This window comes from Serratia sp. CY47444, assembly GCF_052168635.1.
GTDB classification, from domain to species: Bacteria; Pseudomonadota; Gammaproteobacteria; order Enterobacterales; family Enterobacteriaceae; genus Serratia; species Serratia bockelmannii.
In genome coordinates this window covers 1-26,019 of record NZ_JBJNMH010000028.1, presented here as the reverse complement: position 1 = coordinate 26,019, position 26,019 = coordinate 1, and the positions used below count along the sequence as shown (strand labels likewise).

Annotated in this window: 23 protein-coding genes and 1 rRNA gene; 10 read left to right on the top strand and 14 right to left on the bottom strand. The window is 58.3% G+C overall.

Going from position 1 to position 26,019, the window contains the following annotated elements:
• Positions 1-25: 25 nt before the first annotated feature.
• Positions 26-1,237 carry a sodium/glutamate symporter gene (gltS, locus tag ACJ8IL_RS23525; RefSeq protein WP_025304708.1) on the bottom strand — a complete coding sequence of 404 codons (1,212 nt, stop codon included), beginning with the start codon at positions 1,235-1,237 and terminating at the stop codon, positions 26-28.
• A gap of 240 nt (positions 1,238-1,477) precedes the next feature.
• Here gltS and ACJ8IL_RS23520 point away from each other — a divergent pair, with 240 nt between their 5' ends.
• Both ACJ8IL_RS23520 and ACJ8IL_RS23515 read left to right on the top strand, forming a co-directional pair.
• Complete coding sequence (locus ACJ8IL_RS23520; protein WP_025304709.1) at positions 1,478-2,878, top strand: nucleobase:cation symporter-2 family protein; 1,401 nt, start codon at positions 1,478-1,480, stop codon at positions 2,876-2,878.
• A gap of 128 nt (positions 2,879-3,006) precedes the next feature.
• Entirely contained in the window at positions 3,007-4,668 is a 1,662-nt protein-coding gene (locus ACJ8IL_RS23515) for an AsmA family protein (protein WP_442516880.1), read from the top strand.
• A gap of 38 nt (positions 4,669-4,706) precedes the next feature.
• Here the strand turns inward: ACJ8IL_RS23515 and fabY are convergent, their stop codons facing one another.
• From fabY to typA, 5 genes are all read right to left on the bottom strand, one after another.
• A complete protein-coding gene (fabY, locus tag ACJ8IL_RS23510; protein WP_406903610.1) occupies positions 4,707-5,654 on the bottom strand; it encodes a fatty acid biosynthesis protein FabY in 948 nt (315 codons plus the stop codon).
• Positions 5,655-5,675: 21 nt separating this feature from the next.
• On the bottom strand, positions 5,676-6,113 hold the full coding sequence (dtd, locus tag ACJ8IL_RS23505; RefSeq protein WP_025304712.1) for a D-aminoacyl-tRNA deacylase: 438 nt from the start codon (positions 6,111-6,113) through the stop codon (positions 5,676-5,678).
• Positions 6,110-7,003, bottom strand: a complete 894-nt coding sequence (locus ACJ8IL_RS23500) for a virulence factor BrkB family protein (protein WP_049201866.1) — start codon at positions 7,001-7,003, stop codon at positions 6,110-6,112. The genes dtd and ACJ8IL_RS23500 overlap by 4 nt, the downstream gene beginning before the upstream one ends.
• Before the next feature lie 51 nt (positions 7,004-7,054).
• Positions 7,055-7,645, bottom strand: coding sequence for a glucose-1-phosphatase (yihX, locus tag ACJ8IL_RS23495; RefSeq protein WP_063991285.1), 591 nt, complete (start codon positions 7,643-7,645; stop codon positions 7,055-7,057).
• Between the two features lie 165 nt (positions 7,646-7,810).
• Positions 7,811-9,634: a ribosome-dependent GTPase TypA gene (typA, locus tag ACJ8IL_RS23490; RefSeq protein ID WP_004931243.1), complete on the bottom strand. Its 1,824-nt coding sequence runs from the start codon at positions 9,632-9,634 to the stop codon at positions 7,811-7,813.
• Between the two features lie 370 nt (positions 9,635-10,004).
• Between typA and glnA the strand changes: the two genes are divergently transcribed.
• The 4 genes from glnA to ACJ8IL_RS23470 all read left to right on the top strand — a co-directional run bounded on the left by glnA (position 10,005) and on the right by ACJ8IL_RS23470 (position 14,314).
• Entirely contained in the window at positions 10,005-11,414 is a 1,410-nt protein-coding gene (gene glnA / locus ACJ8IL_RS23485) for a glutamate--ammonia ligase (protein ID WP_033645173.1), read from the top strand.
• A gap of 193 nt (positions 11,415-11,607) precedes the next feature.
• Positions 11,608-12,657, top strand: coding sequence for a nitrogen regulation protein NR(II) (glnL, locus tag ACJ8IL_RS23480; protein ID WP_004931246.1), 1,050 nt, complete (start codon positions 11,608-11,610; stop codon positions 12,655-12,657).
• Positions 12,658-12,665: 8 nt separating this feature from the next.
• On the top strand, positions 12,666-14,078 hold the full coding sequence (gene glnG / locus ACJ8IL_RS23475) for a nitrogen regulation protein NR(I) (protein WP_025304716.1): 1,413 nt from the start codon (positions 12,666-12,668) through the stop codon (positions 14,076-14,078).
• Between the two features lie 113 nt (positions 14,079-14,191).
• Positions 14,192-14,314, top strand: a complete 123-nt coding sequence (locus ACJ8IL_RS23470) for a YshB family small membrane protein (RefSeq protein WP_015379453.1) — start codon at positions 14,192-14,194, stop codon at positions 14,312-14,314.
• A 34-nt stretch (positions 14,315-14,348) separates the two neighbouring features.
• Here the strand turns inward: ACJ8IL_RS23470 and hemN are convergent, their stop codons facing one another.
• Positions 14,349-15,722 carry an oxygen-independent coproporphyrinogen III oxidase gene (gene hemN / locus ACJ8IL_RS23465; RefSeq protein ID WP_060435243.1) on the bottom strand — a complete coding sequence of 458 codons (1,374 nt, stop codon included), beginning with the start codon at positions 15,720-15,722 and terminating at the stop codon, positions 14,349-14,351.
• Between the two features lie 182 nt (positions 15,723-15,904).
• The gene (yihI, locus tag ACJ8IL_RS23460; RefSeq protein WP_072008264.1) at positions 15,905-16,444 is read right to left on the bottom strand and encodes a Der GTPase-activating protein YihI; all 540 of its coding nucleotides are present in this window, start codon (positions 16,442-16,444) and stop codon (positions 15,905-15,907) included.
• A gap of 734 nt (positions 16,445-17,178) precedes the next feature.
• On the opposite strand from yihI, the gene yihA reads away from it, so the two are divergent.
• Complete coding sequence (gene yihA, locus ACJ8IL_RS23455) at positions 17,179-17,823, top strand: ribosome biogenesis GTP-binding protein YihA/YsxC (RefSeq protein WP_025304719.1); 645 nt, start codon at positions 17,179-17,181, stop codon at positions 17,821-17,823.
• A 278-nt stretch (positions 17,824-18,101) separates the two neighbouring features.
• Here yihA and ACJ8IL_RS23450 read toward each other — a convergent pair whose 3' ends face one another.
• Both ACJ8IL_RS23450 and polA read right to left on the bottom strand, forming a co-directional pair.
• Positions 18,102-18,149: a spot 42 RNA, inhibition of DNA synthesis gene (locus ACJ8IL_RS23450; protein WP_071892919.1), complete on the bottom strand. Its 48-nt coding sequence runs from the start codon at positions 18,147-18,149 to the stop codon at positions 18,102-18,104.
• Between the two features lie 191 nt (positions 18,150-18,340).
• Positions 18,341-21,139 (bottom strand): DNA polymerase I, encoded by a 2,799-nt coding sequence (gene polA, locus ACJ8IL_RS23445; RefSeq protein ID WP_038630023.1) that lies wholly within the window; start codon positions 21,137-21,139, stop codon positions 18,341-18,343.
• A gap of 497 nt (positions 21,140-21,636) precedes the next feature.
• On the opposite strand from polA, the gene ACJ8IL_RS23440 reads away from it, so the two are divergent.
• The gene (locus ACJ8IL_RS23440) at positions 21,637-22,533 is read left to right on the top strand and encodes an acyltransferase (RefSeq protein WP_025304720.1); all 897 of its coding nucleotides are present in this window, start codon (positions 21,637-21,639) and stop codon (positions 22,531-22,533) included.
• A 43-nt stretch (positions 22,534-22,576) separates the two neighbouring features.
• On the opposite strand, the gene dsbA is transcribed toward ACJ8IL_RS23440, so the two are convergent.
• The 3 genes from dsbA to ACJ8IL_RS23425 form a co-directional block, all read right to left on the bottom strand.
• Positions 22,577-23,200: a thiol:disulfide interchange protein DsbA gene (gene dsbA / locus ACJ8IL_RS23435; RefSeq protein ID WP_025304721.1), complete on the bottom strand. Its 624-nt coding sequence runs from the start codon at positions 23,198-23,200 to the stop codon at positions 22,577-22,579.
• Positions 23,201-23,229: 29 nt separating this feature from the next.
• Positions 23,230-24,216, bottom strand: coding sequence for a serine/threonine protein kinase (locus tag ACJ8IL_RS23430; protein WP_025304722.1), 987 nt, complete (start codon positions 24,214-24,216; stop codon positions 23,230-23,232).
• Between the two features lie 98 nt (positions 24,217-24,314).
• The gene (locus ACJ8IL_RS23425) at positions 24,315-24,584 is read right to left on the bottom strand and encodes a YihD family protein (protein ID WP_004931268.1); all 270 of its coding nucleotides are present in this window, start codon (positions 24,582-24,584) and stop codon (positions 24,315-24,317) included.
• Between the two features lie 148 nt (positions 24,585-24,732).
• On the opposite strand from ACJ8IL_RS23425, the gene mobA reads away from it, so the two are divergent.
• Both mobA and mobB read left to right on the top strand, forming a co-directional pair.
• Positions 24,733-25,320, top strand: a complete 588-nt coding sequence (gene mobA, locus ACJ8IL_RS23420) for a molybdenum cofactor guanylyltransferase MobA (protein ID WP_025304724.1) — start codon at positions 24,733-24,735, stop codon at positions 25,318-25,320.
• Positions 25,320-25,838, top strand: a complete 519-nt coding sequence (gene mobB, locus ACJ8IL_RS23415; RefSeq protein WP_025304725.1) for a molybdopterin-guanine dinucleotide biosynthesis protein MobB — start codon at positions 25,320-25,322, stop codon at positions 25,836-25,838. Before mobA ends, mobB begins: the two co-directional genes overlap by 1 nt.
• Before the next feature lie 72 nt (positions 25,839-25,910).
• On the opposite strand, the gene rrf is transcribed toward mobB, so the two are convergent.
• A 5S ribosomal RNA gene (gene rrf, locus ACJ8IL_RS23410) occupies positions 25,911-26,019 on the bottom strand; the annotation flags it as partial.

Below are 26,019 nucleotides of genomic sequence, written 5' to 3'. Positions count from 1 at the left end.
GCCCTTCTCATGATGACTCGCGATATCACCCCACCGCCGGGAACACCGGCAGCAGCAGATACAGCTTGATAACGATGGCGTTGGCGATATCGATAAAGAACGCTCCCACCATCGGCACCACCAGAAACGCCAGATGCGACGGGCCGAAGCGATCGGTGATCGCCTGCATGTTGGCGATCGCCGTCGGCGTGGCGCCCATGCCGAAACCGCAGTGGCCGGCGGCCAGCACCGCCGCGTCGTAGTTCTTGCCCATCACCCGGTAGGTAACAAAGATCGCGTACAGCGCCATCACCAGCGTCTGCACCGCCAGGATCGCCAGCATCGGTAACGCCAGCGAAGCCAGCTCCCACAGGCGCAGGCTCATCAACGCCATCGCCAGGAACAGCGACAGGCTGACGTTACCCAGCACCGATACCGCCCGCTCAAACACGGTATAGAAACCGGTGAAGGCCAGCGTGTTGCTGAGGATCACCCCGACGAACAGCACGCAAACGAAGTTAGGCAGCTCAAACACCGTGCCGTTCAGCAGGCCGGCAATCAGCTGCCCCAGGCTCAGACAGATGGCGATCATGGCGATGGTTTCGATCATCACCAGCGAGGTGATCAGGCGGCCGCTTTCCGGCTTCTCGAAACCGCTCGGCTGCACGCTGTCTTCCGGCGTGCCTTCCGGCGTAGAGGAGTGTTTGACCAGATAGCGCGCCACCGGGCCGCCGATCAGGCCGCCCAGCACCAGGCCGAAGGTGGCACAGGCCATGGCGACTTCCGTCGCGTTTTCAAAGCCGTAGCGCTCGATGAACAGCTTGCTCCAGGCCGCCCCGGTGCCGTGGCCGCCCGACAGGGTGATCGACCCGGCGATCAGGCCCATCAACGGATCCAACCCCAGCATTTTCGCCATGCCGATGCCGATGGCGTTCTGCACCAACAGCAGCCCCAGCACCACGAACAGGAATACCATCAGCGCCTTGCCGCCGGCGCGCAACCGCGCCAGGTTGGCGTTCAGCCCGATAGTGGCGAAGAAGGCCAGCATCAGCGGATCCTTCAGCGACATGTCAAAGCTGATTTCCCAGTTGGCGAACTTTTTCAGGGCTAACAACAGAAGGGCCACCAGCAAACCGCCGGCGACGGGGGCAGGAATGGTATATTTTCGCAGCAGAGGAATGCTTCTGACGCACTTGCCCCCGAGGAGTAAAACCAGCGTCGCGGCGACTAACGTGCCATAAGTATCAAGATGAAACATCCAGGTACTCCATGTAAGGGAAAAGATCCAAATAAAAATAATAAGTTATAGAAAACCACTGAGTTTTTAAACTTGATGAGTGCAGGATTAGAAGTAAAAAACGCTAAGATGACAAGAAAAAATGAATGAAAATGCGACATAAACAGGAAAGTTGACAATATAATATTTAGGCGCAACCGTTTGCTTTTGCGGGGCGGCGCATTAAAATGCCTGCTTTGCCGTATCTGGAAACGCCACACCATGAGCATGTCATCCTCTGAGCTTGATGCCACACGCCAAGCCGCCTCAGAATCCCGCGCCAGCGAACTGATTTATCGCCTCGAAGACCGCCCGCCGCTGCCGCAAACGCTGTTTGCCGCCGGCCAGCATCTGTTGGCGATGTTCGTTGCGGTGATCACTCCGGCGCTGCTGATCTGCCAGGCGCTGGGCCTGCCGGCGCAGGATACCCAGCACATCATCAGCATGTCGCTGTTCGCCTCCGGCCTGGCTTCCATTCTGCAAATCAAAACCTGGGGGCCGGTGGGTTCCGGGCTACTGTCGATTCAGGGCACCAGCTTCAACTTCGTTTCGCCGCTGATCATGGGCGGTCTGGCGCTGAAAAACGGCGGCGCCGACGTGCCGACCATGATGGCCGCGCTGTTCGGCACCCTGATGGTCGCTTCTTGCACCGAAATTTTGCTGTCGCGCGTGCTGCATCTGGCGCGCCGCATCATCACCCCGCTGGTTTCCGGCATCGTGGTGATGATCATTGGCCTGTCGCTGATTCAGGTCGGTTTGACCTCGATCGGCGGCGGTTATGCCGCGATGAACGATCACAGCTTCGGCTCACCGAAAAACCTGCTGCTGGCCGGCGCGGTGCTGGCGGTCATCATCCTGCTGAACCGCCAGCGCAACCCTTACCTGCGCGTCGCTTCATTGGTGATCGCCATGGCGGTCGGCTATCTGTTGGCCTGGGCGATGGACATGCTGCCCGCCGACGCTCCGGCGGCACCCACGGCGGCGATCACTATTCCCACGCCGCTCTATTACGGCCTGGGCTTCGACTGGAACTTGCTGCTGCCGCTGATGCTGATCTTTATGGTCACCTCGCTGGAAACCATCGGCGACATCACCGCCACCTCTGACGTCTCCGAACAGCCGGTCAGCGGGCCGCTGTACATGAAGCGTCTAAAAGGGGGCGTACTGGCCAACGGCCTGAACTCGATGCTGTCGGCGGTGTTCAATACCTTCCCCAACTCCTGCTTCGGCCAGAACAACGGCGTGATCCAGCTGACCGGCGTCGCCAGCCGCTATGTCGGCTTTGTGGTGGCGCTGATGCTGATCGCGCTGGGGCTGTTCCCGGCGGTAGCCGGCTTCGTGCAGCACATCCCCGAGCCGGTACTGGGCGGTGCGACCATCGTGATGTTCGGCACCATCGCCGCCTCCGGCGTGCGCATCGTGTCACGCGAGCGCCTGAACCGCCGCGCCATCATGATCATGGCGCTGTCGCTGGCCGTCGGCATGGGCGTCTCCCAGCAGCCGCTGATCCTGCAGTTCGCGCCGGACTGGCTGAAAACCCTGCTCTCTTCCGGTATCGCCGCCGGCGGCATTACCGCCATCGTGCTGAACCTGGTGTTCCCGCAGGAACACGAGAAAAAGTAACCCGCCCATTGGCGTTCAAACGGCCGCTTGCGGCCGTTTTTTATTGTCTATCAGACCATTGCCCTTGAGATGCCCGGCCAATTGCGGCATAAACAGGGTATCTTTTTTGACCGATGCGGATGTAGACGATGAAATTTATCGGAAAGCTGTTGCTGACGTTGCTACTGCTGATCGTGCTGGCGGTGGTGGTGCTGTATCTGGTGGGGCAAACCCGCTGGGCGGCAGGCCGTCTGAGCGCCTGGATCAGCGACAACAGCGAATACCGCCTGTCGATAGGAAAAATCACCCACTCGTGGCATCAGCCGGGCCAGATCGGTCTGGAAGACGTGCAGCTGGCGCGCAGCGGCCAACCTCAGGCGCTGGTCGCCAAACGCGTCGATCTCGGCCTCAGCCTGCGCCAAATCACCGAACCGCGCTATTTTTACAGCGTCACGCTGCGCGACGGCACGCTAAACGTGCAGCCACAGGCTGCTGCGCTGCCCGTACAGGCCGACGTGCTGCAGTTGAGCAACATGGCGCTGCAGTCCAACGATAGCGAGTGGCAGCTCAACGCGCAGCAGGTCAATGCCGGCATCACGCCGTGGCGCCCGCTGGCCGGCCATCTGCTGGGGGACAACAACCAGTTCCAGTTCAGCGCCGGTTCGATGACGCTGAACGGCATCCCCGCCTCGAAGGTGTTAGTGCAGGGGGAGCAAAAACAGGGCCAGTTGCTGTTGAACAACTTCGGCGCCGATCTGGCGCAGGGCGACCTGACCGGCGTGGCCAGCCGCGCCACCGACGGCAGCTGGCAGGTGGATCGCCTGCGGCTGAGCGGCGTGCGCATGCAGACCCCGATGACGTTGGCGGAATTCATGCGGCGCTTCACCGCTCTGCCGCCGGTCACCCTCAAGCGTTTCGATCTGATCGATGCGCGCCTGGAAGGCAAGGCGTGGGCGGTTAACGATCTCGACCTGTCGCTGCAAAACGTCAGCGTCGAAAAAGGCGACTGGCGCAGTGAAGACGGCTCGCTCAACGTCAACGCCGGCGACGTGATCAACGGCGGTTTCCACCTGATCGATCCGATCGCCACCCTGAGGCTCTCTTCCGCCGGCATCGCCATTCAGCAGTTCACCACCCGCTGGGAAGGCGGGCTGCTGCGCACCTCCGGCAACTGGCTGCGCGCCGGTAAACGCCTGCAGCTGGATGAAGTGGCCATGGCGGCGCTGGAGTACACCCTGCCTATCGACTGGCGCGAGCTGTGGCTGAAACCGCTGCCGGACTGGCTGGCGGAGGTGTACGTCACCAAGCTGACCACCAACCGCAATCTGATTATCGATATCAACCCGGCATTCCCGTTCCAGATCACCGCGCTGGACGGTTACGGCAGCAACCTGCTGCTGGCGCGCGACCACCAGTGGGGCATTTGGTCCGGTTCGCTAAACCTGAACGGCAGCGAGGCCACCTTCAACAAAATCGACGTGCGGCGCCCTTCGCTGGCGCTGAACGCCGACGCCAACCAGATCGCCGTCACCGAGCTCAGCGCCTTTATGCCCAATGGGTTGCTTGAGGCCAAAGCGACCGTCGATCAGCTGCCGGGCAAGCCGTTCCAGCTGACGCTGCACGGCCGTTCGGTACCGATCAACACCTTGCAGCAATGGGGATGGCAGCCGGTGCCGCTGACGGGAGACGGCAACCTTGAGCTGCAGTTGAAAGGGCTGCTGAACAGCGACGGGCCGTTCAAGGCCTCATTGAAAGGCAATCTGCAGGCCACCGCCGGCGACGGCCAAGCGGTGAACCAACAACTGCCGTAATGCACTGCGCGGCCCGCCCTCAGGGCAGGGCCGCCACCCTACTCTGCCAGCGCTTCAGAGCCACCCTGATCCAGCGGCACATCCGGCTCAGCCGGCAACACCATGTAGGTGCCTTCGAATACCGCGCCCTTATCCTCGTCGCCGAACAGATGCACTTCGGCGTGCACGCGCGCGCGGCGGCCGCGCGCCAGACGCGCCAAATCGCCGCTCAGCGAGCCCAGATCCGCCACCGCACGCGGCCTGCCGGTAATCGGTTTGCTGTAGCGAATGTGCGCGTCCGCCAGAATGATGGTGCCGCCGAGATGGCGCTCGCGCAGCAGCAGCCAAATCAGCCCCCAGGCGGTCAGCGTCGCCAGCGAGAACAGGCTGCCGGCGAACAGCGTGTGGTGCGGATTCTGGTTGCCGATCTCCGGCATGGTGGTGACGAAGCGCTGGCCGGTGTATTGGCTGATGCGCACGCCCATCTTTTCGCTCAGCGGAATGTGTTCATACCAGGCCTGCTGCAATTGGCCGCACCAGTCGGGGCGATGCAGGATATCGTCGAGCGTCGCCACCGGTTTGATCATCAAAAAGTGGCGGATCGGGGTGGTCTGCGGTGCGGTGATCTCGCCCTGATTGACGAAGCCCAGCTTGGCGAAGAAATCCACCGCGTCCTCGCGGGCGCTACACACGACCCGCTTCACGCCTTCCTGCCGCGCAACGGACTCCAGCGTTATCGCCACCAGCGTTCCCAACCCTTTATCCTGCAACGTCGGGTCTACCGCTAGAAAACGGATCGCCGCCTCGTTGTCGGCATTGATATACAGCCGCCCGATGGCGACGATTTTACCGGCCTCGTCCACCACCATTTGGTGATGGGCCATGGCGTCATAGGCATCCTTTTCCGAACCCACCGGCTGGTGCAACGGCTTGCGCAGCATTTCCCAGCGAAACTGGTAATATTCCTTCAGTTCTTGCTCTGTTACGGGTACTCGTAGGTGATACATAGACGCCTGTTCTCCGAATGCTTAGACCTGTAGCCAGAATGTCACCGGACCATCGTTGACCAGCGCCACCTGCATGTCGGCGGCGAACTCGCCGGTCTGGGTCTCTACGCCGCGTTCGCGGCATTGGCCAACAAAATATTGATACAACCGATCGGCTTCCTGCGGCGCGGCGCCGCGCGAGAAGCTGGGCCGCATGCCCTTCTGGGTGTCCGCCGCCAGGGTGAACTGCGAAACGACCAGCACGCTGCCCCCGGCCTGCTGGACGTTGAGATTCATCTTGTCGTTCTCGTCGCCGAAAATGCGGTATCCCAACACACGTTCGCACAGGCGCTGCGCTTTTTGCTCGTTATCGCCCTGCTCCACGCCCAATAACACTAACAAACCGGGGCCAATCTTGCCTACCGTCTCGCCACCCACCGTGACGCTGGCGTTTAACACCCGTTGAATCAACGCAATCATTCCTGCTGCCCTTCTGGTTTTTGTTCCTGTTGCTCCGCCTTCTGACGGCGGTAGTCGCGGTATTCACCGATGGTCACGGTAATTTCCGCGCCGAGTAACACGATACACCAGCTCCAATAGACCCACAGGAATAAAATCGGGATCACCGCCAGCACGCCGTAAATCAGCTGATAGGAGGGGAACATGGTGACGTACAGCGCAAATCCCTTCTTGCCCAGCTCGAACAGCAATCCAGCCACCACCGCGCCAATCAGCGCGTCTTTGGGCGGCACGCGCACCGTCGGCACGATGCAATACAGCAGCCAGAAGGAGATGCACGACAAAATCAGCGGGAAGATGCGCAGTACCTGATCCACCAGGCCATTGACGCCGGTCTGCGCCAACCAGTTGAGCGACAGCAAGTAAGAGCTGATGGCCATACTGGCGCCCACCAGCAGCGGCCCCAGCGTCAGCACCATCCAGTACACGGCGAAGGAGAAGACGATCGGCCGCTTGTTCTTGCTGCGCCAGATGGTGTTCAGCACGCTGTCCACCGAGGAAATCAGCAACAGCGCGGTGACGATCAGCCCACAGGTGCCGACGGCGGTCATCTTGTTGGAATTGGCGACGAACTGTTCCAGGTAGTTCTGGATCACGTTGCCGGCGGCCGGCACGAAATTGGAAAAGATAAAGCTCTTCAGCTGCTCGCTGATGTCGGAAAACATCGGGAAAGCCGCGAACAGGGCGAACACCACGGTGACCAGCGGCACCAGCGACAGCAGGGAAACATAGGCGAGATGGCCCGCCAACATCGTCAGGCCATCGTGGTCGATGCGCTGGTACAGCAGCCGTCCGAAGGTGACGCCAGGCTTAATTGCAGAGGGCAGCTTCTTGCGGCGGAAAAACGACATGGTCACTCCTTGATGTCCGTTGATACGCCTTAAGCTTAACGCGCTCTGCGCTCATTGAGCAAAATAGGCCGGCACCACGTCGCGATCGGTGACGTGCACCGTCTTGATCCCCAGCGCCTGCGCGGCGAGGACGTTCGCCGGGTGATCGTCGAAAAACACCGCGTCGGCGGCAGCGGTGTTTTCCGCAGCCAGCACATGCTGGTAGATGTTGGCTTCCGGTTTGCGCATGCCGAGATCTTGCGACAAATAGAGATGATCGGCGGCGGCGGCCACTTCAGGGTAGTGCTGCGGCCAATAGTTGCAATGCAGGCGGTTGGTGTTCGACAGCACCACCACCCGGTGGCCTTCGTTGCGCAGACGCTGCATGATGTCGATCACCTCCGGACGCAGCGCGACGAATACCGCCTGCCAACCGGTGGCGAACTGTTCAAAGCTGAGCGCGATGCCCATTTCATCGCACAGCTTGCCGGCGAAGTCTTCGTCGCTGATTTCACCGCGCTCATGCTGCTGGAACACCTCACCCATGGCGAAACGATCGGACAGCACCGCCAACGGCGTGCCGCTCAAATTGCTCCACACACCCAGCACACGCTTGAAATCGATATCGACGATCACATTACCTAAATCAAAGATATACAGCATAGTCCTCTCCTATGGGCCGGTGAGATTTCACTGTAGCGGGAAAAGGAACAGCTGAACAGGGAACGAACGGAAAAGCGCATAGCGCGCCGCACAAACGGGGAACAACAGAGGAAAAAACTCAGGGCGCGAGAACCGCGCCCTAAGCATAGGACACTCAATCAGCGATTAAGCGTCTTTAGGACCGCGGCTGGCGCGCTTACGATCGTTTTCCGTCAGGTGACGCTTACGGATACGGATCGAGGTTGGCGTCACTTCTACCAGTTCATCGTCATCGATGAACTCCAGAGCTTGCTCCAGGGTCATTTTGATGGCCGGAACCAGGGTAGTCGCTTCGTCAGTACCGGAAGCACGCATGTTGGTCAGCTTCTTACCGGTCAGGCAGTTTACGGTCAGGTCGTTAGAGCGTGAGTGAATACCGATGATCTGGCCTTCATACACTTCCGCACCGTGGCCCAGGAACAGCTTGCCGCGATCCTGCAGGCCGAACAGCGCGAACGCGACCGCTTTGCCCTGGCCGTTGGAGATCAGCACGCCGTTCTGACGCTGGCCCACTTCGCCCGGACGCACGTCGTCGTAGTGGCTGAAAGTGGAGTACAGCAGACCGGTGCCCGAAGTCATGGTCATGAATTCGTTACGGAAGCCGATCAGACCGCGGCTTGGTATCACGTAGTCGAGACGCACGCGGCCCTTACCGTCCGGATCCATGTTTTTCAGGTCAGCTTTACGCTCACCCATCGCCTGCATCACGGAACCCTGATGCTGCTCTTCGATATCCAGCGTTACGTTCTCGAATGGCTCCTGCTTGCGGCCATCGATTTCGCGGAAGATAACTTTCGGACGGGAAACCGCCAGCTCGAAACCTTCACGGCGCATGTTTTCGATCAGCACCGACAGGTGCAGTTCACCACGGCCGGAGACGCGGAAGGCGTCCGCATCGTCGGTTTCTTCAACGCGCAGCGCTACGTTGTGCACCAGCTCTTTGTTCAGACGGTCAAGGATCTGACGCGACGTCACGTACTTACCTTCTTTACCGCAGAACGGCGAGGTGTTGACGTTGAAGAACATGGTGACGGTCGGTTCGTCGACGGACAGCGCCGGCAGCGCTTCTACGGCATTGGTGTCGCAGATGGTGTCAGAGATGTTCAGCTCGCCCAGGCCGGTGATGGCGATGATATCGCCCGCTTCCGCCAGGGTGCTGTCGATACGCTCCAGACCCAGGTGACCCAGCACTTTACCCACTTTACCGTTGCGAGTTTTACCTTCGCTGTCGATGATGGTGACCTGCTGGTTCGGCTTCACTTTACCGCGCTTGATGCGGCCGATGCCGATAACGCCCAGGTAGTTGTTGTAGTCCAACTGGGAGATCTGCATCTGGAATGGCGCTTCCAGCTCAACCTGCGGCGCAGACACGTGGTCGACGATCGCCTGATACAGCGGGGTCATGTCTTCCGCCATGTCGGTGTGGTCGACGCCGGCGATGCCGTTCAGCGCAGAAGCGTAGATGATCGGGAAGTCGAGCTGCTCGTCAGTCGCGTCGAGGTTCACGAACAGGTCGAACACCTGATCCACAACCCAGTCAGGGCGCGCGCCAGGGCGGTCAACCTTGTTGATGACCACGATCGGCTTCAGACCGTTGGCGAAGGCCTTCTTGGTCACGAAGCGGGTTTGCGGCATAGGGCCATCCATTGCATCCACAACCAGCAGCACCGAGTCAACCATCGACATCACGCGCTCTACCTCACCGCCGAAGTCGGCGTGTCCTGGGGTATCCACGATGTTGATACGGTAACCATTCCAATTAATGGCGGTGTTTTTTGCGAGGATGGTAATCCCACGCTCTTTCTCCAAATCGTTGGAGTCCATTACGCGTTCGGTCGCTTCCGCACGCTCTCCGAAAGTACCGGATTGTTGCAGCAGCTTGTCAACCAGGGTGGTTTTACCATGGTCAACGTGGGCAATAATGGCGATGTTACGCAAATTTTCGATCACAGCTTTGCCTCGGGCATTAGAAATAGCGCGCTATTGTACACGTATTAAGCGAGGGACTAAACAAGATCACAACCATCTCTTATAAACAACCGCGTACCGGTCAGTTTGTGATCCCTTTCACGGTGCAAAAAGCCGCAATCGTTGCACTTTTGCACCATTTCAGTGCCCACGCCCACCCCGATTGCACCATAACAGTGCAATTTATCGCTGATGGTGCATACTGTGGCTGGGTAAAACCCGCGCAGAAAGGCGATGAACGCCTTTTTAAAAAGTTGGCACGCTTTTCGCTTTAGTCTTTTCAAGGCGAAAAAAAGCCAGTTCCACAGATTCGTTCCACGACGACGACAATGATAAACCGGGAGAGTTAAGTATGTCCGCTGAACACGTTTTGACGATGCTGAATGAGCATGAAGTGAAATTCGTAGACCTGCGTTTCACTGACACCAAGGGTAAGGAACAGCACGTGACTATCCCGGCTCATCAGGTAAACGCCGACTTCTTCGAAGAAGGCAAAATGTTTGACGGCTCCTCTATCGGTGGTTGGAAGGGCATCAACGAATCTGACATGGTGCTGATGCCGGACGCCAGCACGGCGGTTCTGGATCCGTTCTTCGAAGAACCTACGCTGATCATTCGCTGCGACATTCTCGAGCCGGGCACCATGCAAGGCTACGATCGCGACCCGCGCTCCATCTCCAAACGCGCCGAAGACTTCCTGCGCTCCTCTGGCATCGCGGACACCGTCCTGTTCGGGCCAGAGCCTGAATTCTTCCTGTTCGACGACATTCGCTTCGGCAGCAGCATCCGCGGTTCCCACGTGGCTATCGACGACATCGAAGGCGCCTGGAACTCCGGCACCCAATACGACGGCGGCAACAAAGGCCACCGTCCGGCGGTGAAAGGCGGTTACTTCCCGGTTCCACCGGTCGACTCTTCGCAGGATCTGCGTTCCACCATGTGTTTGACCATGGAAGAGATGGGCCTGGTGGTTGAAGCGCACCACCACGAAGTGGCGACCGCCGGTCAGAACGAAGTGGCAACCCGCTTCAACACCATGACCAAGAAAGCCGACGAAATTCAGATCTACAAATACGTAGTGCATAACGTGGCGCACGCCTTCGGTAAAACCGCGACCTTCATGCCGAAGCCTATGTTCGGCGACAACGGTTCCGGCATGCACTGCCACATGTCGCTGTCCAAGAACGGCACCAACCTGTTCGCCGGCGACAAATACGGCGGCCTGTCTGAAACCGCGCTGTTCTACATCGGCGGCATCATCAAGCACGCCAAGGCGATCAACGCGCTGGCCAACCCGACCACCAACTCGTACAAGCGTCTGGTACCGGGCTACGAAGCGCCGGTGATGCTGGCCTACTCCGCCCGTAACCGCTCCGCGTCCATCCGTATCCCGGTGGTCGCCAGCCCGAAAGCGCGCCGCATCGAAGCCCGCTTCCCGGATCCGGCGGCTAACCCATACCTGTGCTTCGCCGCACTGCTGATGGCCGGCCTGGACGGCATCATCAACAAGATCCACCCTGGCGACGCCATGGACAAAAACCTGTACGACCTGCCGCCGGAAGAAGAAGCCGAGATCCCAAAAGTGGCCGGCTCGCTGGACGAGGCGATGGCCGCACTGAACGAAGACCGCGAGTTCCTGACCCGCGGCGGCGTGTTCACCGACGATGCGATCGATGCCTACATCGAACTGCGCAAAGAAGAGATGGACCGCGTTCGTATGACGCCACACCCGGTTGAGTTCGAACTGTACTACAGCGTCTAAGCCCTACCCGCGCCGTCTGCGCAGGCGGACGGCGCCCATATTTTTGTTATCGCTTTTTTGTTGCCGTGGAAACTTTCAGCCCATCTTCGGATGGGTTTTTTTCTCCACCGTATTTTCTGCAAAACTATTCCATACCGCGCCGATCCCGGATGGAGTAGGATAGATGCACTAAAAAGGTGCAGGAGTCTGCTGTATGGCAACTGGCAAGCTGCCCGATGCTGGGCAGATCCTCAATTCACTCATCAACAGCATCCTGCTGTTGGATGACTCTCTGGCGGTTCACTACGCCAACCCGGCGGCACAGCAGCTGCTGGCGCAAAGCTCCCGCAAGCTGTTCGGCACGCCGCTGCCCGATTTGCTCGGTTATTTTTCGCTGAACGTCTCTCTGATGCGTGAAAGCCTGCGCGCCGGGCAGGGCTTCACGGACAACGAAGTGACCCTGGTGGTCGACGGCCGCGCGCATATCCTTTCCCTGACCGCTCAGGCGCTGCCGGAAGGCTATATCCTGGTCGAGCTGGCGCCGATGGACAATCAGCGCCGCCTGAGCCAGGAACAGCTGCAACATGCCCAACAGGTGGCAGCCCGCGATCTGGTGCGCGGTTTGGCGCACGAAATTAAAAACCCGCTGGGCGGCCTGCGCGGCGCAGCGCAGCTGCTGGCCAAAGCGCTGCCCGATCCGGCGCTGACCGAATACACCAAGGTGATCATTGAGCAGGCCGATCGGCTGCGTAATCTGGTGGATCGTCTGCTCGGGCCGCAGCGGCCCGGCCAGCATATTACCCAGAGCATTCATCAGGTCGCGGAGCGCGTCTGCCAACTGGTGTCCCTGGAAATGCCGGATAACGTCACGCTGGTGCGCGACTACGATCCGAGTCTGCCGGAAATGGCTCATGACCCGGATCAGATAGAACAGGTGCTGCTGAACATCACCCGCAATGCGCTGCAGGCGCTGGGCGAGGCGGGCGGCACCATCACGCTGCGCACCCGCACCGCGTTTCAGATTACGTTGCACGGCACCCGCTACCGCCTGGCGGCACGTATCGACGTCGAAGACGACGGCCCCGGCGTGCCGGCGCAGCTGCAGGACACGCTGTTCTACCCGATGGTCAGCGGCCGTGAAGGCGGTACCGGCCTGGGATTATCCATCGCCCGCAATCTGATCGATCAGCATTGCGGAAAAATTGAATTCAACAGTTGGCCAGGTCATACCGAATTCTCGGTCTACCTGCCCATTCGTCAGTGAGGTTTGCTATGCAACGAGGGATAGTCTGGATCGTCGATGACGATAGCTCCATCCGCTGGGTGCTTGAGCGCGCGCTCACCGGCGCGGGCCTGAGCTGCGCCACCTTCGAAGGCGGCAATGACGTGCTGGAAGCCTTGGCCACGCAAACCCCCGACGTGCTGCTATCCGATATCCGCATGCCGGGTATAGACGGTCTGGCGCTGCTCAAACAGATCAAACAGCGCCATCCGATGCTGCCGGTGATTATCATGACCGCGCATTCGGATTTGGACGCCGCCGTCAGCGCCTATCAGCAAGGGGCCTTCGACTACCTGCCGAAGCCGTTCGACATCGACGAAGCAGTGGCGCTGGTCGAGCGCGCCATCAGCCATTATCAGGAGCAGCAGCAGCCGGTGCGCAGCCAGCCGGCCAGCGATCCGGCGGCGGACATCATCGGCGAAGCGCCGGCGATGCAGGACGTATTTCGCATCATCGGCCGGCTCTCGCGTTCGTCGATCAGCGTGCTGATCAACGGCGAATCCGGCACCGGCAAGGAGCTGGTGGCGCATGCGCTGCACCGCCACAGCCCGCGCGCCAAGTCGCCGTTCATCGCCCTGAACATGGCAGCCATCCCCAAAGACCTGATCGAGTCGGAGCTGTTTGGCCACGAGAAAGGCGCCTTCACCGGCGCGAACCAAATTCGTCAGGGGCGCTTTGAACAGGCCGACGGCGGCACGCTGTTCCTCGACGAGATCGGCGATATGCCGCTCGACGTGCAAACGCGCCTGCTGCGGGTGCTGGCGGACGGCCAGTTCTACCGGGTCGGCGGCTATGCGCCGGTGAAGGTCGACGTGCGCATCATCGCCGCCACGCACCAAAACCTGGAGCTGCGGGTACAGGAAGGCAAGTTCCGCGAAGACCTGTTCCATCGCCTGAACGTGATCCGCGTACACCTGCCGCCGCTGCGCGAGCGCCGGGAAGACATCCCGCGGCTGGCGCGCCACTTCCTGCAGATCGCCGCCAAAGAGTTAGGCGTCGAGGCCAAGAACCTGCATCCGGAAACCGAAACCGCGCTGACCCGCCTGCCCTGGCCGGGCAACGTGCGCCAGCTGGAGAATACCTGCCGCTGGCTGACGGTGATGGCCGCCGGGCAAGAGGTGCTGATTCAGGATCTGCCGAGCGAACTGTTCGAAACCGCCGCGCCGGAGAGCCCCAGCCACAGCCTGCCGGACAGCTGGGCCACGCTGCTGGCTCAGTGGGCCGATCGCGCGCTGCGTTCCGGTCATCAAAACCTGCTGTCGGAAGCGCAGCCGGAGATGGAGCGTACGCTGCTCACCACCGCCCTGCGCCACACCCAGGGGCACAAACAGGAAGCCGCGCGCCTGCTGGGCTGGGGGCGCAATACCCTGACCCGCAAGCTCAAAGAGCTGGGCATGGAATAGGAGCGTGGGTGGATGATGAAAAACGCAGTCCGGCGCACAAAAAAACGCCAACCTCAGGCTTTACAGCCGGAGCGGGCGCAGTATGATTGTGTCGCACACTCTGGAGGTTGACGATGCTGGACTCATTCATCGTGTTCATTTCTCAGGGCGCGGAGCTGGGCTCTGCCGCCAGCCACACCCCGCAGGCGGCGGTCGCCGCGGTGTTGTGCGCCGCGCTGATTAACTTCTTCAGTTAAAAAAACAGCCGCATCAGCGGCTGTTTTTTCATCCTCAGATCACTCGAGAGAACTGCTGACTGCGCGCCTGTTGCCGCAGATAACGATCGAAGCACATACAGATATTGCGGATCAGCAAGCGCCCGCGCGGCGTGACGCGGATGCCCTGCTCGTCGCGCTCCACCAGACCATCGCGTTCAAACGGCGCCAGCAGCTGCAGGTCTTCGGCGAAGTAAGCGGTGAAGTCGATGCCGTATTGCCGTTCGAGCGGCTGATACGCCAACCGGAAGTTGCAGATCAGGGTTTTGATCAGATCGCGCCGCAGGCAATCGTCGTCCGTCAGCGCCAGCCCGCGCCACAGCGCGTTGCCCTGCGCCTGCACGCTGTCATAGTAATGCTTCAGCTCTTTCTGGTTCTGCGCATAGCTGTCGCCGAGCATGCTGATGGCCGACACGCCCAGCCCCAGCAGATCGCTGTCGCCCTGGGTGGTGTAGCCCTGGAAATTGCGGTGCAGCTTGCCTTCGCGTTGGGCGATTGCCAGCTCGTCGTCCGGGCGCGCAAAGTGATCCATGCCGATGAACTGATAGCCGGCGTCGGTCAGGAAAGCGATGCTCTGCTGCAGGATATCCAGCTTCTGCTGCGCGCCCGGCAGATCGGCGTCTTTGATTTTGCGCTGGGCGGCGAACAAATTCGGCATATGCGCGTAGTTGAACACGCTGAGGCGATCGGGATTCAGCTCAGCCACCCGCTGCAGCGTGAAAGCGAAGCTTTCCGGCGTCTGTTTCGGCAGGCCGTAGATCAGATCGATATTGGTTGAGCGGAAGCCCAGCGCTTTGGCCCGCTCAATCAGGGCGAAGATAAAGGCTTCGTCCTGCTCGCGATTGACCAGCTGCTGCACCTGCTTGTTGAAATCCTGCACCCCCATGCTCAGACGGTTAAAGCTTTCTGCGCGTAAATGATCGAGCACATCCAGCTCTATCTCGCGCGGATCGACCTCGATCGACATCTCCGCATCGGGCAGGAAATCAAAGTGTTCGCGCAGCAACGCCACCAGCCGGCTGATTTGCGCTTTATCCAGGTAGGTCGGCGTACCGCCGCCCCAGTGCATCTGGCCGACTTTACGGCCGGCGAACAGCGGCGCACGGCTGGCGATCTCTTGCGCCAAAACGTTCAGGTATTCGTCGGCCTTGTGCGTCTGGCGCGTCACCAGTTTGTTGCAGCCGCAGAAGTAGCACAGCTTATGGCAGAAAGGGATATGCACGTACAGCGACAGCGGCCGCTCAGGGTAACGCGCAGCGGCGCGTTGAAACGCCGCTTCGTCGTAGCTCTGGTTAAACTCCAGCGCCGTGGGGTATGAGGTATAACGCGGCCCTGAATAGTTATATTTTTGGATCAGGGCCAAATCCCAGACAATCGTCTGCTCTGACATGCTCACTCCTTCCGATATCTTTTTCTACCGGGCCGGGAGAGAGGCGGTTGTCTGCGCTGTCTGGCCACGGAAGCGCTGCGAAAACGCGCTTTGCGCTTAGACAGCCGCCATAGTTTACCGAATAACCACAGCAGATAACACATCAAGAGTAGGGCTATTGTCGGGATTAGCCACATGGCGCGTTAAAATGCGTCTTTCGGGTTGCCGCCTTTCAGCAGCTTCAGAATATCTTCCTGCTTCTCTTCTTCTTCGTCGTCGTCTTCACCCAGTTCGATACCCAACACGTCCATCAGCACATCGATGCGATCCAGCGTTTTGTCGACATAGGTCTGCTCTTCCGCGTTCAGCGTTTCGCCGTCGTCGATGCGATCCAGCAGCGCGTTCAGGCGCTCGTCATTTTCCAGCTTCGCCAACTCTTCTTCCGGCGACAGGCGTGGTTTCGCTTCGGCCTTCGGCTTCGGCTGCGGTTTGGCCTTCACTTTGGTTTCGTCGACCACCAGCGCAACCGGCACTTTACTGCCGATACGTGGATCTTTGGCTTCTGCCGCCGATTTGTTCTTCTGGCTGCCGGACTCGACCTGGGTGCGCGAACCGGAAGCGAGGCCGCGGCGCTTTTTCAAGCGTTTGCGCTCACGCGCTTCCTGATCGAGCTCCATACGGCTTTTCTTTTTCGTTTTTGACTTCGCCGCGCTGCCGCGAGGTGCTTTTGATGGCTGGTTCATAGCGTGTGCTCTTAGGTATGTAGATTCAGTATAGAATTGCGGCGGAATCTAGCAGAAAGCGGACAAAGAAAAAAGGCGGCAGGTTAAACCTGCCGCCTATTTCGCACCTTCTTGCGAAGGGTATTCCTGTTACGCGCTCCTTGCGTACATGCAACATCCCGGTTTTTCCTTCTGCTATAACCGCATTCCCTGCCACTACGTCCTTCATCCTGAAAGGAAAATCGTCCATGGCGCAATCCATTCGCATCCGCTCTTCCCGAGCGCGCTTCCTGCGGGCATCCAAACTGCCGATACTTCACCATCCGATGTGCCTGCCGCCTGTTCCGGTGCGAAAGGGTCACTTCCTTTTGCGTTCATCCTGGCACTCATTGCACGCCCTGTGCATTCCCTGAGATTTGTCATCCTTCCCGGATGTTCCCTAATCCTGCGCAACCCTGCGTTAACGACTACTTTACGTTATTGTTGCGAAGGCTCAAGGCACCTGACGCCAATTTGAACGACATTTCCCTACAACGAAAAAACAACGCTTTGTTTTTAAAACAAAAACAAAAATATCACTTTCGAATAAAGCGACATTACCCGCGATTCGAATGGCAAATGTCTCACAACGCACGCGCGGCATAACTGCCGTTTTATCGCGCCCCGCCGCTTAAAAACGGAGAAACACGCCATTTTTACCGCTGATGCAGTTATAATCGCCAACCAGTTAGCCATCCTCACGGAGACGAAAAATTTTGACCAGCAAGAACTACAACTATCATGTGACCCATTTCGTCACCAGCGCACCCGATATTCGCCATCTGCCGGGGGATGCAGGAATTGAAGTCGCCTTTGCCGGCCGTTCCAACGCCGGTAAATCCAGCGCGCTGAATACGCTGACCAACCAAAAAAGCCTGGCGCGCACCAGTAAAACGCCGGGGCGCACCCAGCTGATCAACCTGTTCGAAGTGGAAGACGGCATCCGCCTGGTCGACCTGCCGGGCTATGGCTACGCCGAAGTGCCGGAAGAGATGAAGCGCAAATGGCAGCGCGCGCTGGGCGAATATCTGCAGATGCGCAACAGCCTGAAAGGCCTGGTGGTGCTGATGGATATTCGCCATCCGCTGAAAGATCTCGACCAGCAAATGATCCAGTGGGCGGTCGACGTCGGCACGCCGGTGCTGGTGCTGCTGACCAAGGCCGACAAGCTGGCCTCCGGCGCACGCAAGGCGCAGCTCAACATGGTGCGTGAAGCGGTGCTGCCGTTTATGGGGGATATCCAGGTCGAAGCCTTCTCATCGCTGAAAAAGATCGGCGTCGACAAACTGCGCCAGAAGCTGGACACCTGGTTTAACGAGATCCCGCCGGAAGTGCTGCCGGAAGACGAAACCGGCGAATAAGCCCAGGCCTAACGCCAGAGCCGATGCCTCACCGCATCGGCTTTTTTATCCCCGTCGAACGGCCGCAGACGAAATTTTTTGTTATCTAATTACAGTTTTGAAATAAAGCCATCATAAAAACTTATCGCCAGGGCTGGCTTATCTCGCCGGATTACGCGAGTCGAAAGGATGGAAGCAGGAACGAAAAGCGGTGCGGAGCGATAGGAAAAACGTATGGTTTGCTGCTGTTTTTACAATAAAAAACGCCCCAGTCAATACTGACTGGGGCGGCTAAATATTCAGCCAAATCCGATTACGTGAAGTAAAAGGTCTGAAAGATAGAACATCTTACCTCTGTACCCTACGCCTGTAACTCTACATCATTTTTTCGCAGGGCAAAAGAATTTTTTGTAGTTTACTTACACAATTTGCGGCGCAAGAACGGCGAAGTTGGGGAAACTATCGCCGAATCTTGTAGCTTAATTACGAAAAGTGCTTAGGTTATCGCCAGTTAGCGCATCCGGCGATAACCCGACGATCAGTGCGCCTCATCCCAGTTCATGCCGACGCCCACGTCAACCTTCAGCGGCACCGCCAGGGTCATACTGCCTTCCATCAATTGGCGGATACGTTGGCTGGCTTCTTCGAGCACCGACTCGTGCACCTCAAACACCAATTCATCGTGCACCTGCATGATTGCGCGCACCAACGGCTTCTCCTGCCCTTGCAGCCAGGCGTCGACCTCAATCATCGCACGCTTGATGATATCAGCTGCCGTGCCCTGCATCGGGGCGTTGATAGCGGCGCGCTCGGCCGCCTTGCGGCGCATGCCATTGCTGGAGCGGACGTCCGGCAGGTACAGACGGCGACCATCCAACGTGCTGACATAGCCCTGTTCTGAGGCCTGCTGGCGGGTACGCTCCATGTAGTCCAGCACGCCTGGGTAACGCTCGAAGTAGAGATCCATATAGCGCTGAGCTTCCCCACGCGGGATCCCCAGCTGACGCGCCAGGCCGAAGGCGCTCATACCGTAAATCAGGCCGAAGTTAATCGCCTTGGCGCTGCGGCGCTGCTCGCCGGTCACTTTATCCAACGGCACGCCGAAAACTTCCGACGCCGTGGCGCGGTGAATGTCTTTCCCTTCGGCGAAGGCCTTCAGCAGCCCTTCATCCTGTGACAAATGCGCCATGATGCGCAGCTCGATTTGCGAGTAGTCGGCCGCGACGATGCGGTAGCCTTCCGGCGCGATAAAGGCCTGGCGAATGCGTCGCCCTTCATCGTTACGCACCGGGATGTTCTGCAGGTTCGGATCGCTCGAGGAGAGACGGCCGGTAGCGGTCACCGCCTGATGGTACGAGGTATGTACCCGGCCGCTGACCGGATTGATCATCAGCGGCAGCTTGTCGGTATAGGTGGTCTTCAGCTTCGCCAGGCCGCGGTATTCCAGGATCACCTTCGGCAGCGGGTAGTCGAGCGCCAGCTCGGCCAGCACCTCTTCGTTGGTGGACGGCGCCCCGCCCGGGGTTTTCTTCAGCACCGGCAGCTTTTGTTTTTCGTACAAGATAGCCTGCAGCTGCTTGGTCGACGCCAGGTTGAACGGCTCTTCCGCCAGCTCATGGGCCTGCACCTCCAGTTCCGCCAAACGCTTGGCCAGCTCCTGAGAGTGGGCCGACAAAATGGCCGGATCGATCAGCACCCCGGTGCGTTCGATATGCGACAGCACCGGCAGCAGCGGCATTTCAATCTCATTGAATACCGTCAGCAGCTCCGCGCTCTGTTTCAGCTGCGGCCACATCGCCAGGTGCAGCTGCAGCGTGACATCCGCGTCTTCGGCGGCGTAAGGCGCCGCCTGCTCCAGCGCGATCTGGTTGAACGTCAGCTGGTTTTTACCCTTGCCGGCGATCTCTTCGAAGGTGATGGTTTTGTGGCCCAGATAACGATCGGCCAGGCTGTCCATATCATGACGGCCACCGACGCTGTCCAGCACATAGGACTCCAACATGGTGTCATAGGCGATACCGCGCATCTCGATGCCGTAGCGCGCCAGCAGGCTCATGTCGAACTTCAGGTTTTGCCCGACCTTGAGCGCCTTCTCGTCCTCCAGCAGCGGCTTGAGCGCTTCCAGCACGTAGGTGCGATCCAGCTGTGGCGGTGCATCCAGATAATCGTGTGCCACCGGCAAATAAGCCGCTTCACCCGGCGCGATCGCGAAGGACAGGCCGATCAGGTTGGCGGTCAGCGTATCCAGGCCATCGGTTTCGGTATCGAAGGCAAATACGTCGGCCTTTTTCAGCCGCGCCAGCCAGTCGGTAAAGGTCGTTTCGTCCAGGATGGTGACATAACCGTCCTGAGACAGCTTGGCCTCCGCCAGCGCTTTCGGCGTTTCCGCAGCGATGGCCGATTTGGCGGCGCCGGCAGCTTTCGCGCCCGCGCCTTTCTTGTTTTCCAGCCAGACGCCGGCCTCCACGTCCGCCAGCCAGCGTTTGAACTCGTACTGTTTGAACAGCTGTTGCAACGTGTCGACATCCGGCGCGGAGACCGTCAGGTCCGCACAGGTCAGATCCAACTCGACGTCGGTTTTGATCGTCGCCAGCTTATAGGAGAGATACGCGACCTCTTTGTTCTGTTCCAGCTTGGCCGCCATGGTTTTGGCGCCGCGGAAGCTCAGCGTGGCGATATTCTCCAGATTGCCGTACAGCGCATCCAGCCCGCCGATCCCCTGCAGCAACGCCTGGGCGGTTTTCTCGCCCACGCCCGGCACGCCGGGAATGTTGTCCGATGAATCGCCCATCAACGCCAGGAAGTCGATGATCAGCTCCGGCGGAATACCATATTTATCGCACACTTCCTGCGGGCCGAGGATCGTGTTGTTCATGGTATTGATCAGGGTGACGTTCGGCGTCACCAACTGCGCCATGTCTTTGTCGCCGGTGCTGATCAGCACCGCGTGGCCGGCCTTTTCGGCCTCCAGCGCCAGCGTACCGATGACGTCGTCCGCCTCAACGCCGGGCGTCACCAGCAGCGGCAGGCCCATCGCCTTGACCATGCTGTGCAGCGGCTCGATCTGCGCACGCAAATCGTCCGGCATCGGTGGCCGGTGTGACTTGTATTCAGCGAACAGATCGTCGCGGAAGGTCTTCCCTTTAGCATCAAACACCACGGCAACGTGGCTCGGTTGATACTGCAGCAGCAGGCTGCGCAGCATATTCAGCACGCCATACATCGCGCCGGTTGGCTCGCCCGCCGAGTTGGTCAGCGGCGGGAAGGCGTGATAAGCGCGGTAGAGGTAGGAGGAACCGTCAACCAGGATTAGTGGGTTTTCTGCAATCTGGGCCATAGCGTTTCTTTATCGTGATCGGACATAGGGGTAAGCATGCCATAGCTGGCCGCCGGAGACGAACCTTAGCGTGCATTGCGGACGAAAATGATGTGATGGTGCGCGAGGATCCGCAAGATCTTACCTGTGGATAACTTTGTGCATAGAAAAGAGACCGAATTATAACGCTGTGATTATCGTTATAACGGCGAATAAAATTCCTATTTAAATCACCGCGTTAAAAGAACGAATTCCGGCGACGCTTTATTACTGGCTTTTATTGAATTTGTGGATATAACTTTCGCCGGATTTTAATCGCACTATTAATCAAATTCGGCGCCTCAATTACCCTAGCACAAGCTGGGAAAGTTGCACGAAAACTCAGCAAATGGTTATCCGATGAGACGAAAAACAGTGATTTTTAGCGGCGCTTTACCCCGACGATCTCTGTTAAAATAGGCTTTTGTTCATGCGCTTTGGCATGCAACGATGTTCCCAACAACCGTCAGCCCATAACCATGCCAAGATTGTTAACGCCTGTTATCTTTATCATTTCCGTCATACTCACCATTCTGGTGACGGTGTTGTGTTCCATCCCCATCACGTTGGCCGGCATCGTGAAACTCCTGGTGCCCATTCCCGCCGTCTGGCGATATATCTCGGCTTTCGCCGATTTCATGATGTGGTGTTGGTGTCAGGGGCTGGCGCTGTTATTGCGTATTAACGGGCAATTGCGTTGGGATATTGAAGGGCTGGAAGGGCTGGATCGTAAAAACTGGTATCTGCTGATCAGCAATCACGAAAGTTGGTCAGACATTGTCGTGTTGTGCGTGCTGTTCAGAAATCATATTCCAATGAATAAGTATTTCCTCAAGCAACAGCTCGCCTGGGTACCTTTCGTCGGCCTGGCCTGCTGGGCGCTGGATATGCCATTCATGAAACGTTACTCCCGTGCCTATTTGCTCAAGCACCCGGAGAAACGCGGCAAGGATATCGAAACGACGCGCCGTTCCTGCGAAAAATTCCGCCAGCGCCCAACCACCATCGTCAATTTCGTCGAAGGTTCGCGCTTCACCGAAGCCAAGAAAATTAAAAGCAATTCACCCTACCGCAATTTGCTGGCGCCCAAAGCCGCCGGCATCGCGTTTACCCTTAGCGCGCTGGGCAATCAGTTCGACAAAGTGTTGAACGTTACCCTGCTCTATCCGGAAAATAACCAACGGCCTTTTCTGGACATGCTGTGCGGTCGTCTGACGCGTATCGTAGTAAGAATTGAGACGTTGCCGATCGATGAAACCCTGCACGGGGACTACTTCAACGACAAGCTGTTCAAGCGGCGCTTCCAGCTATGGCTGAATACGCTGTGGCAGGAAAAAGACCGGTTGCTGGATAAATTGAAGCGGCAATATGGATAAAAAAAACGCCGGCAATGCCGGCGTTTTTCATGTTGAATCAGGCTTATTTCTGCTGGCTGAGGAATTTAACCACGTCGGCGAACTGCTTCACGTAAGCGTCCATCGAGCTGGTATCCAGGCCATCGTTTTTAACCATGTATTTGCCGTTCACAAATACCGCCGGCACGCCGCGCAGCTGCAGATCTTCCGCGGCTTTCTCCTGTTGAACCACCAGAGATTTCACCACGAAGCTGTTCCAAGCTGCGTCATAATCTGCGGCGGTCACGCCCGCTTTTACGAAGACGTTACGGATATCGTCCGGCGTTTGCACGGTCTGGGTTTTCTGCACCGCTTCAAACATCAGCGGGCTTACTTTATCTTCCACGCCCAGCGCCATCGCCACCGCCCACGCCTGAGTCAGCTGTTTGCCCAGTGGCCCCAGGAACTCCACGTGGTACTTGGTCATTTTGGTGCCGGCAGGCAGCGCCTTTTTCACGTTTTCGGACACGTGATAGACCTGCTCAAATTGGTAGCAGTGCGGGCAGTAGAAGGAGAAGAACTCCAGTACCTGCGGCTCGCCGGTCACCGGCTTGTCCAAGGTCACATACTGAGTGCCATCGCTAAACTGTGCCGCCGAGGCACTGAATGCCATCACCATGCCAACGAGCGCCAACCATATTTTTTTCATAAGACTAAACTCTCCATTGTGTTAAAGCTTCAATACATTGGCGTCAGCTGCAGAGGAGGCTCCTGCAACAGCTTAACCTGTTCGGTGAAGGCCGCAGTCTGAGACAACCAGAAATCAGACTCCGCCATCCACGGAAAACTCTTAGGGAAGGCCGGATCCTGCCAACGGCGAGCGACCCAGGCCAGGTAATACACCATACGCATCGCCCGCAGGGGTTCAATCAACGCCAGCTCGCGCTGATCGAACTCGGCAAATTCGCCGTACGCCTCCAGCAAGACATCCAGCTGCATCAGTTGATCGCGACGTTCACCGTGCAGCAGCATCCACAAATCCTGCACCGCCGGGCCGTTGCGCGCGTCATCAAGATCGACAAACAGCGGGCCGTCGCGCCACAGAATATTGCCCGGATGGCAATCGCCGTGCAAACGACGCGGCTGCCAGTTCAGATGCCAGTGCGGCTTGATCGCCGCAATCAGGTTATCCGTCGCCTGCAGGAACGCTTCACGCTGCGCTGCCGGCAACAGCTCGCAATCGGCCAGCGCCTGACGCGGGGCAATAAGATACTCTTCAATCCCCATGGTCGGCCGCTCAGCAAACAAACGCTCACTGCCGACCTGATGGATACGCCCCAGAAAACGGCCTACCCATTCCAACTGATCCAGATTGTCTATCTCATATTGCCGACCCCCCACGCTGGGGAACAGCGTAAAGAAAAAACCGCCGTGCATATGCAGCGTAGTGCCTTGCAGCGCCAGCGGCGCCACCGCCGGGATCTCCGCGCCGGCCAGATCCAGAGCGAACTGATGTTCCTCACCGATTTGTGCGGCACTCCAGCGCTCCGGACGGTAAAACTTCACCACGTAGCGTCGGCGATCTTCGTCCATAAACTGATAGACGCGGTTCTCATAGCTGTTCAGCGCCGTCAGGCCGGAATCAACGCGCAGGCCAATCCCTTCTAGCGCGTCCATAATCAAATCGGGCGACAGGGTGTCGAAATTAAAAGCAGAGTTATTCATAACGTTCGTTTGATCGCTGACAGCATGGTGCCGGGAATGAGAAATAGTAGCATTAATGGCGCATTTCACGCGCTATGCTTTCTCGCACCGCACGAGGATCAGTCCTTGATAACGCCGCGAGCGCGCAACAGCGCCGTTTTAAAATCTTCTTCGTAATCTTTCTTCAGACCCGGGATCTGATCCGTGCCGGCGCTACCGCGCATTTTCAGGTGGTAAATAAGAATATCATCGCTCAATTCGGACAACTCGCCCTGGAAGCCCGCTTCCTTCGCCAGCTTTTGCAAAAACTGCATCAAATTGAGATCGGGATCTTCCTGCCAGGCCGGGTGCAACAGCTCGATCAACTCGTTTACGCGATGCGTTTTCATCTCAATATCGTCCAATAGCATGAATAAACTCACAAAGTAACAGGCTTACCCACGCAGTGAAAGAACCGGCTTGTCAATAAAGGTAAATCCTGATGTCGCGCGGGCTTTAGCGCTACAATCAGCGCATCGACAAGGCGGGATAAACGAGATGCATAAAGAAATCAGCGGCGTCATTTTGGCCGGCGGACGGGCCACGCGCATGGGCGGTGAAGACAAAGGCCTAGTGTCGATTGGCGGGATCGCACTCTATCAACACGTATTGGCTCGGTTACGCCCGCAGGTGGCCTCCGTCGCCATCAGCGCCAATCGCAATCAGGCACGTTACCAGGCGAGCGGTTTGCCGGTGATTGGCGATCTGACGCCCGACTTCGCCGGGCCGTTGGCCGGGATGCTCGCCGGGCTCACACAGGCTCACAGCGAATGGGTGGTCTTTGTCCCCTGTGATGTCCCCGACTTTCCCGCCGACTTAGTCGCACAACTCTGGCGGCAAAAAGGCGCGGCGCAGGCGGCCTTTGCCAGCGATGGTGAACGAGATCACCCTACGCTGGCGTTATTGCATAGCCAAATAGCACCGCAGCTGGCTGACTATCTGGCCCGAGGTGAACGCAAGCTGATGCTGTTCCTGCATCAAATTGGGGCACAACGCGTGGCGTTCTGCGGACAACAAGCGGCATTTCATAACCTGAATACGCCGGAAGACTGTCGGAATTGGCAGCAAGCACGAGAGCTAAAGTAATGAATCGTTCATTGCCCCCTTTGCTGGCCATCGGTGCCTATAGCGGAACGGGAAAAACCACCTTGCTCAAACAGCTGATCCCGCTGCTGAAACAGCGCCAGGTGCGGGTTGGGCTGATAAAGCATACGCACCACGATATGGATGTGGATACACCGGGTAAAGACAGCTATGAGCTGCGCAAAGCGGGTGCCGACCAAACGTTGGTCGCCAGCGATCGCCGCTGGGCATTGATGACCGAAACGCCGGAGCAACAACCTTTGGATCTACGCTACCTGGCAGAGCGTTTTGATGCCGATAAGGTCGACTTGATTCTGGTGGAAGGGTTCAAACATGAGCCGGTCAGCAAGATCCTGCTTTATCGGGCCGAGATCGGTAGGCCGCTAGAAGACATGCTGGATCAGTTTGTCGTGGCGGTAGCCAGCGACCGACCGCTATCCATCACGGCTAAGCCGTTGGATCTCAATCAGCCGGAAAGCATCGCCGATTTTATTGTCGAGTGGTTGAAAGGCGCAGCGTAGCTGCGCTTTTTTACGTTTTACGCATAGCAAAAAGCCCTGAACGTCAGTTCAGGGCTTTCGGCTTTATTTGATGCCTGGCAGTGTCCTACTCTCGCATGGGGAGACCCCACACTACCATCGGCGCTACGGCGTTTCACTTCTGAGTTCGGCATGGGGTCAGGTGGGACCACCGCGCTATTGC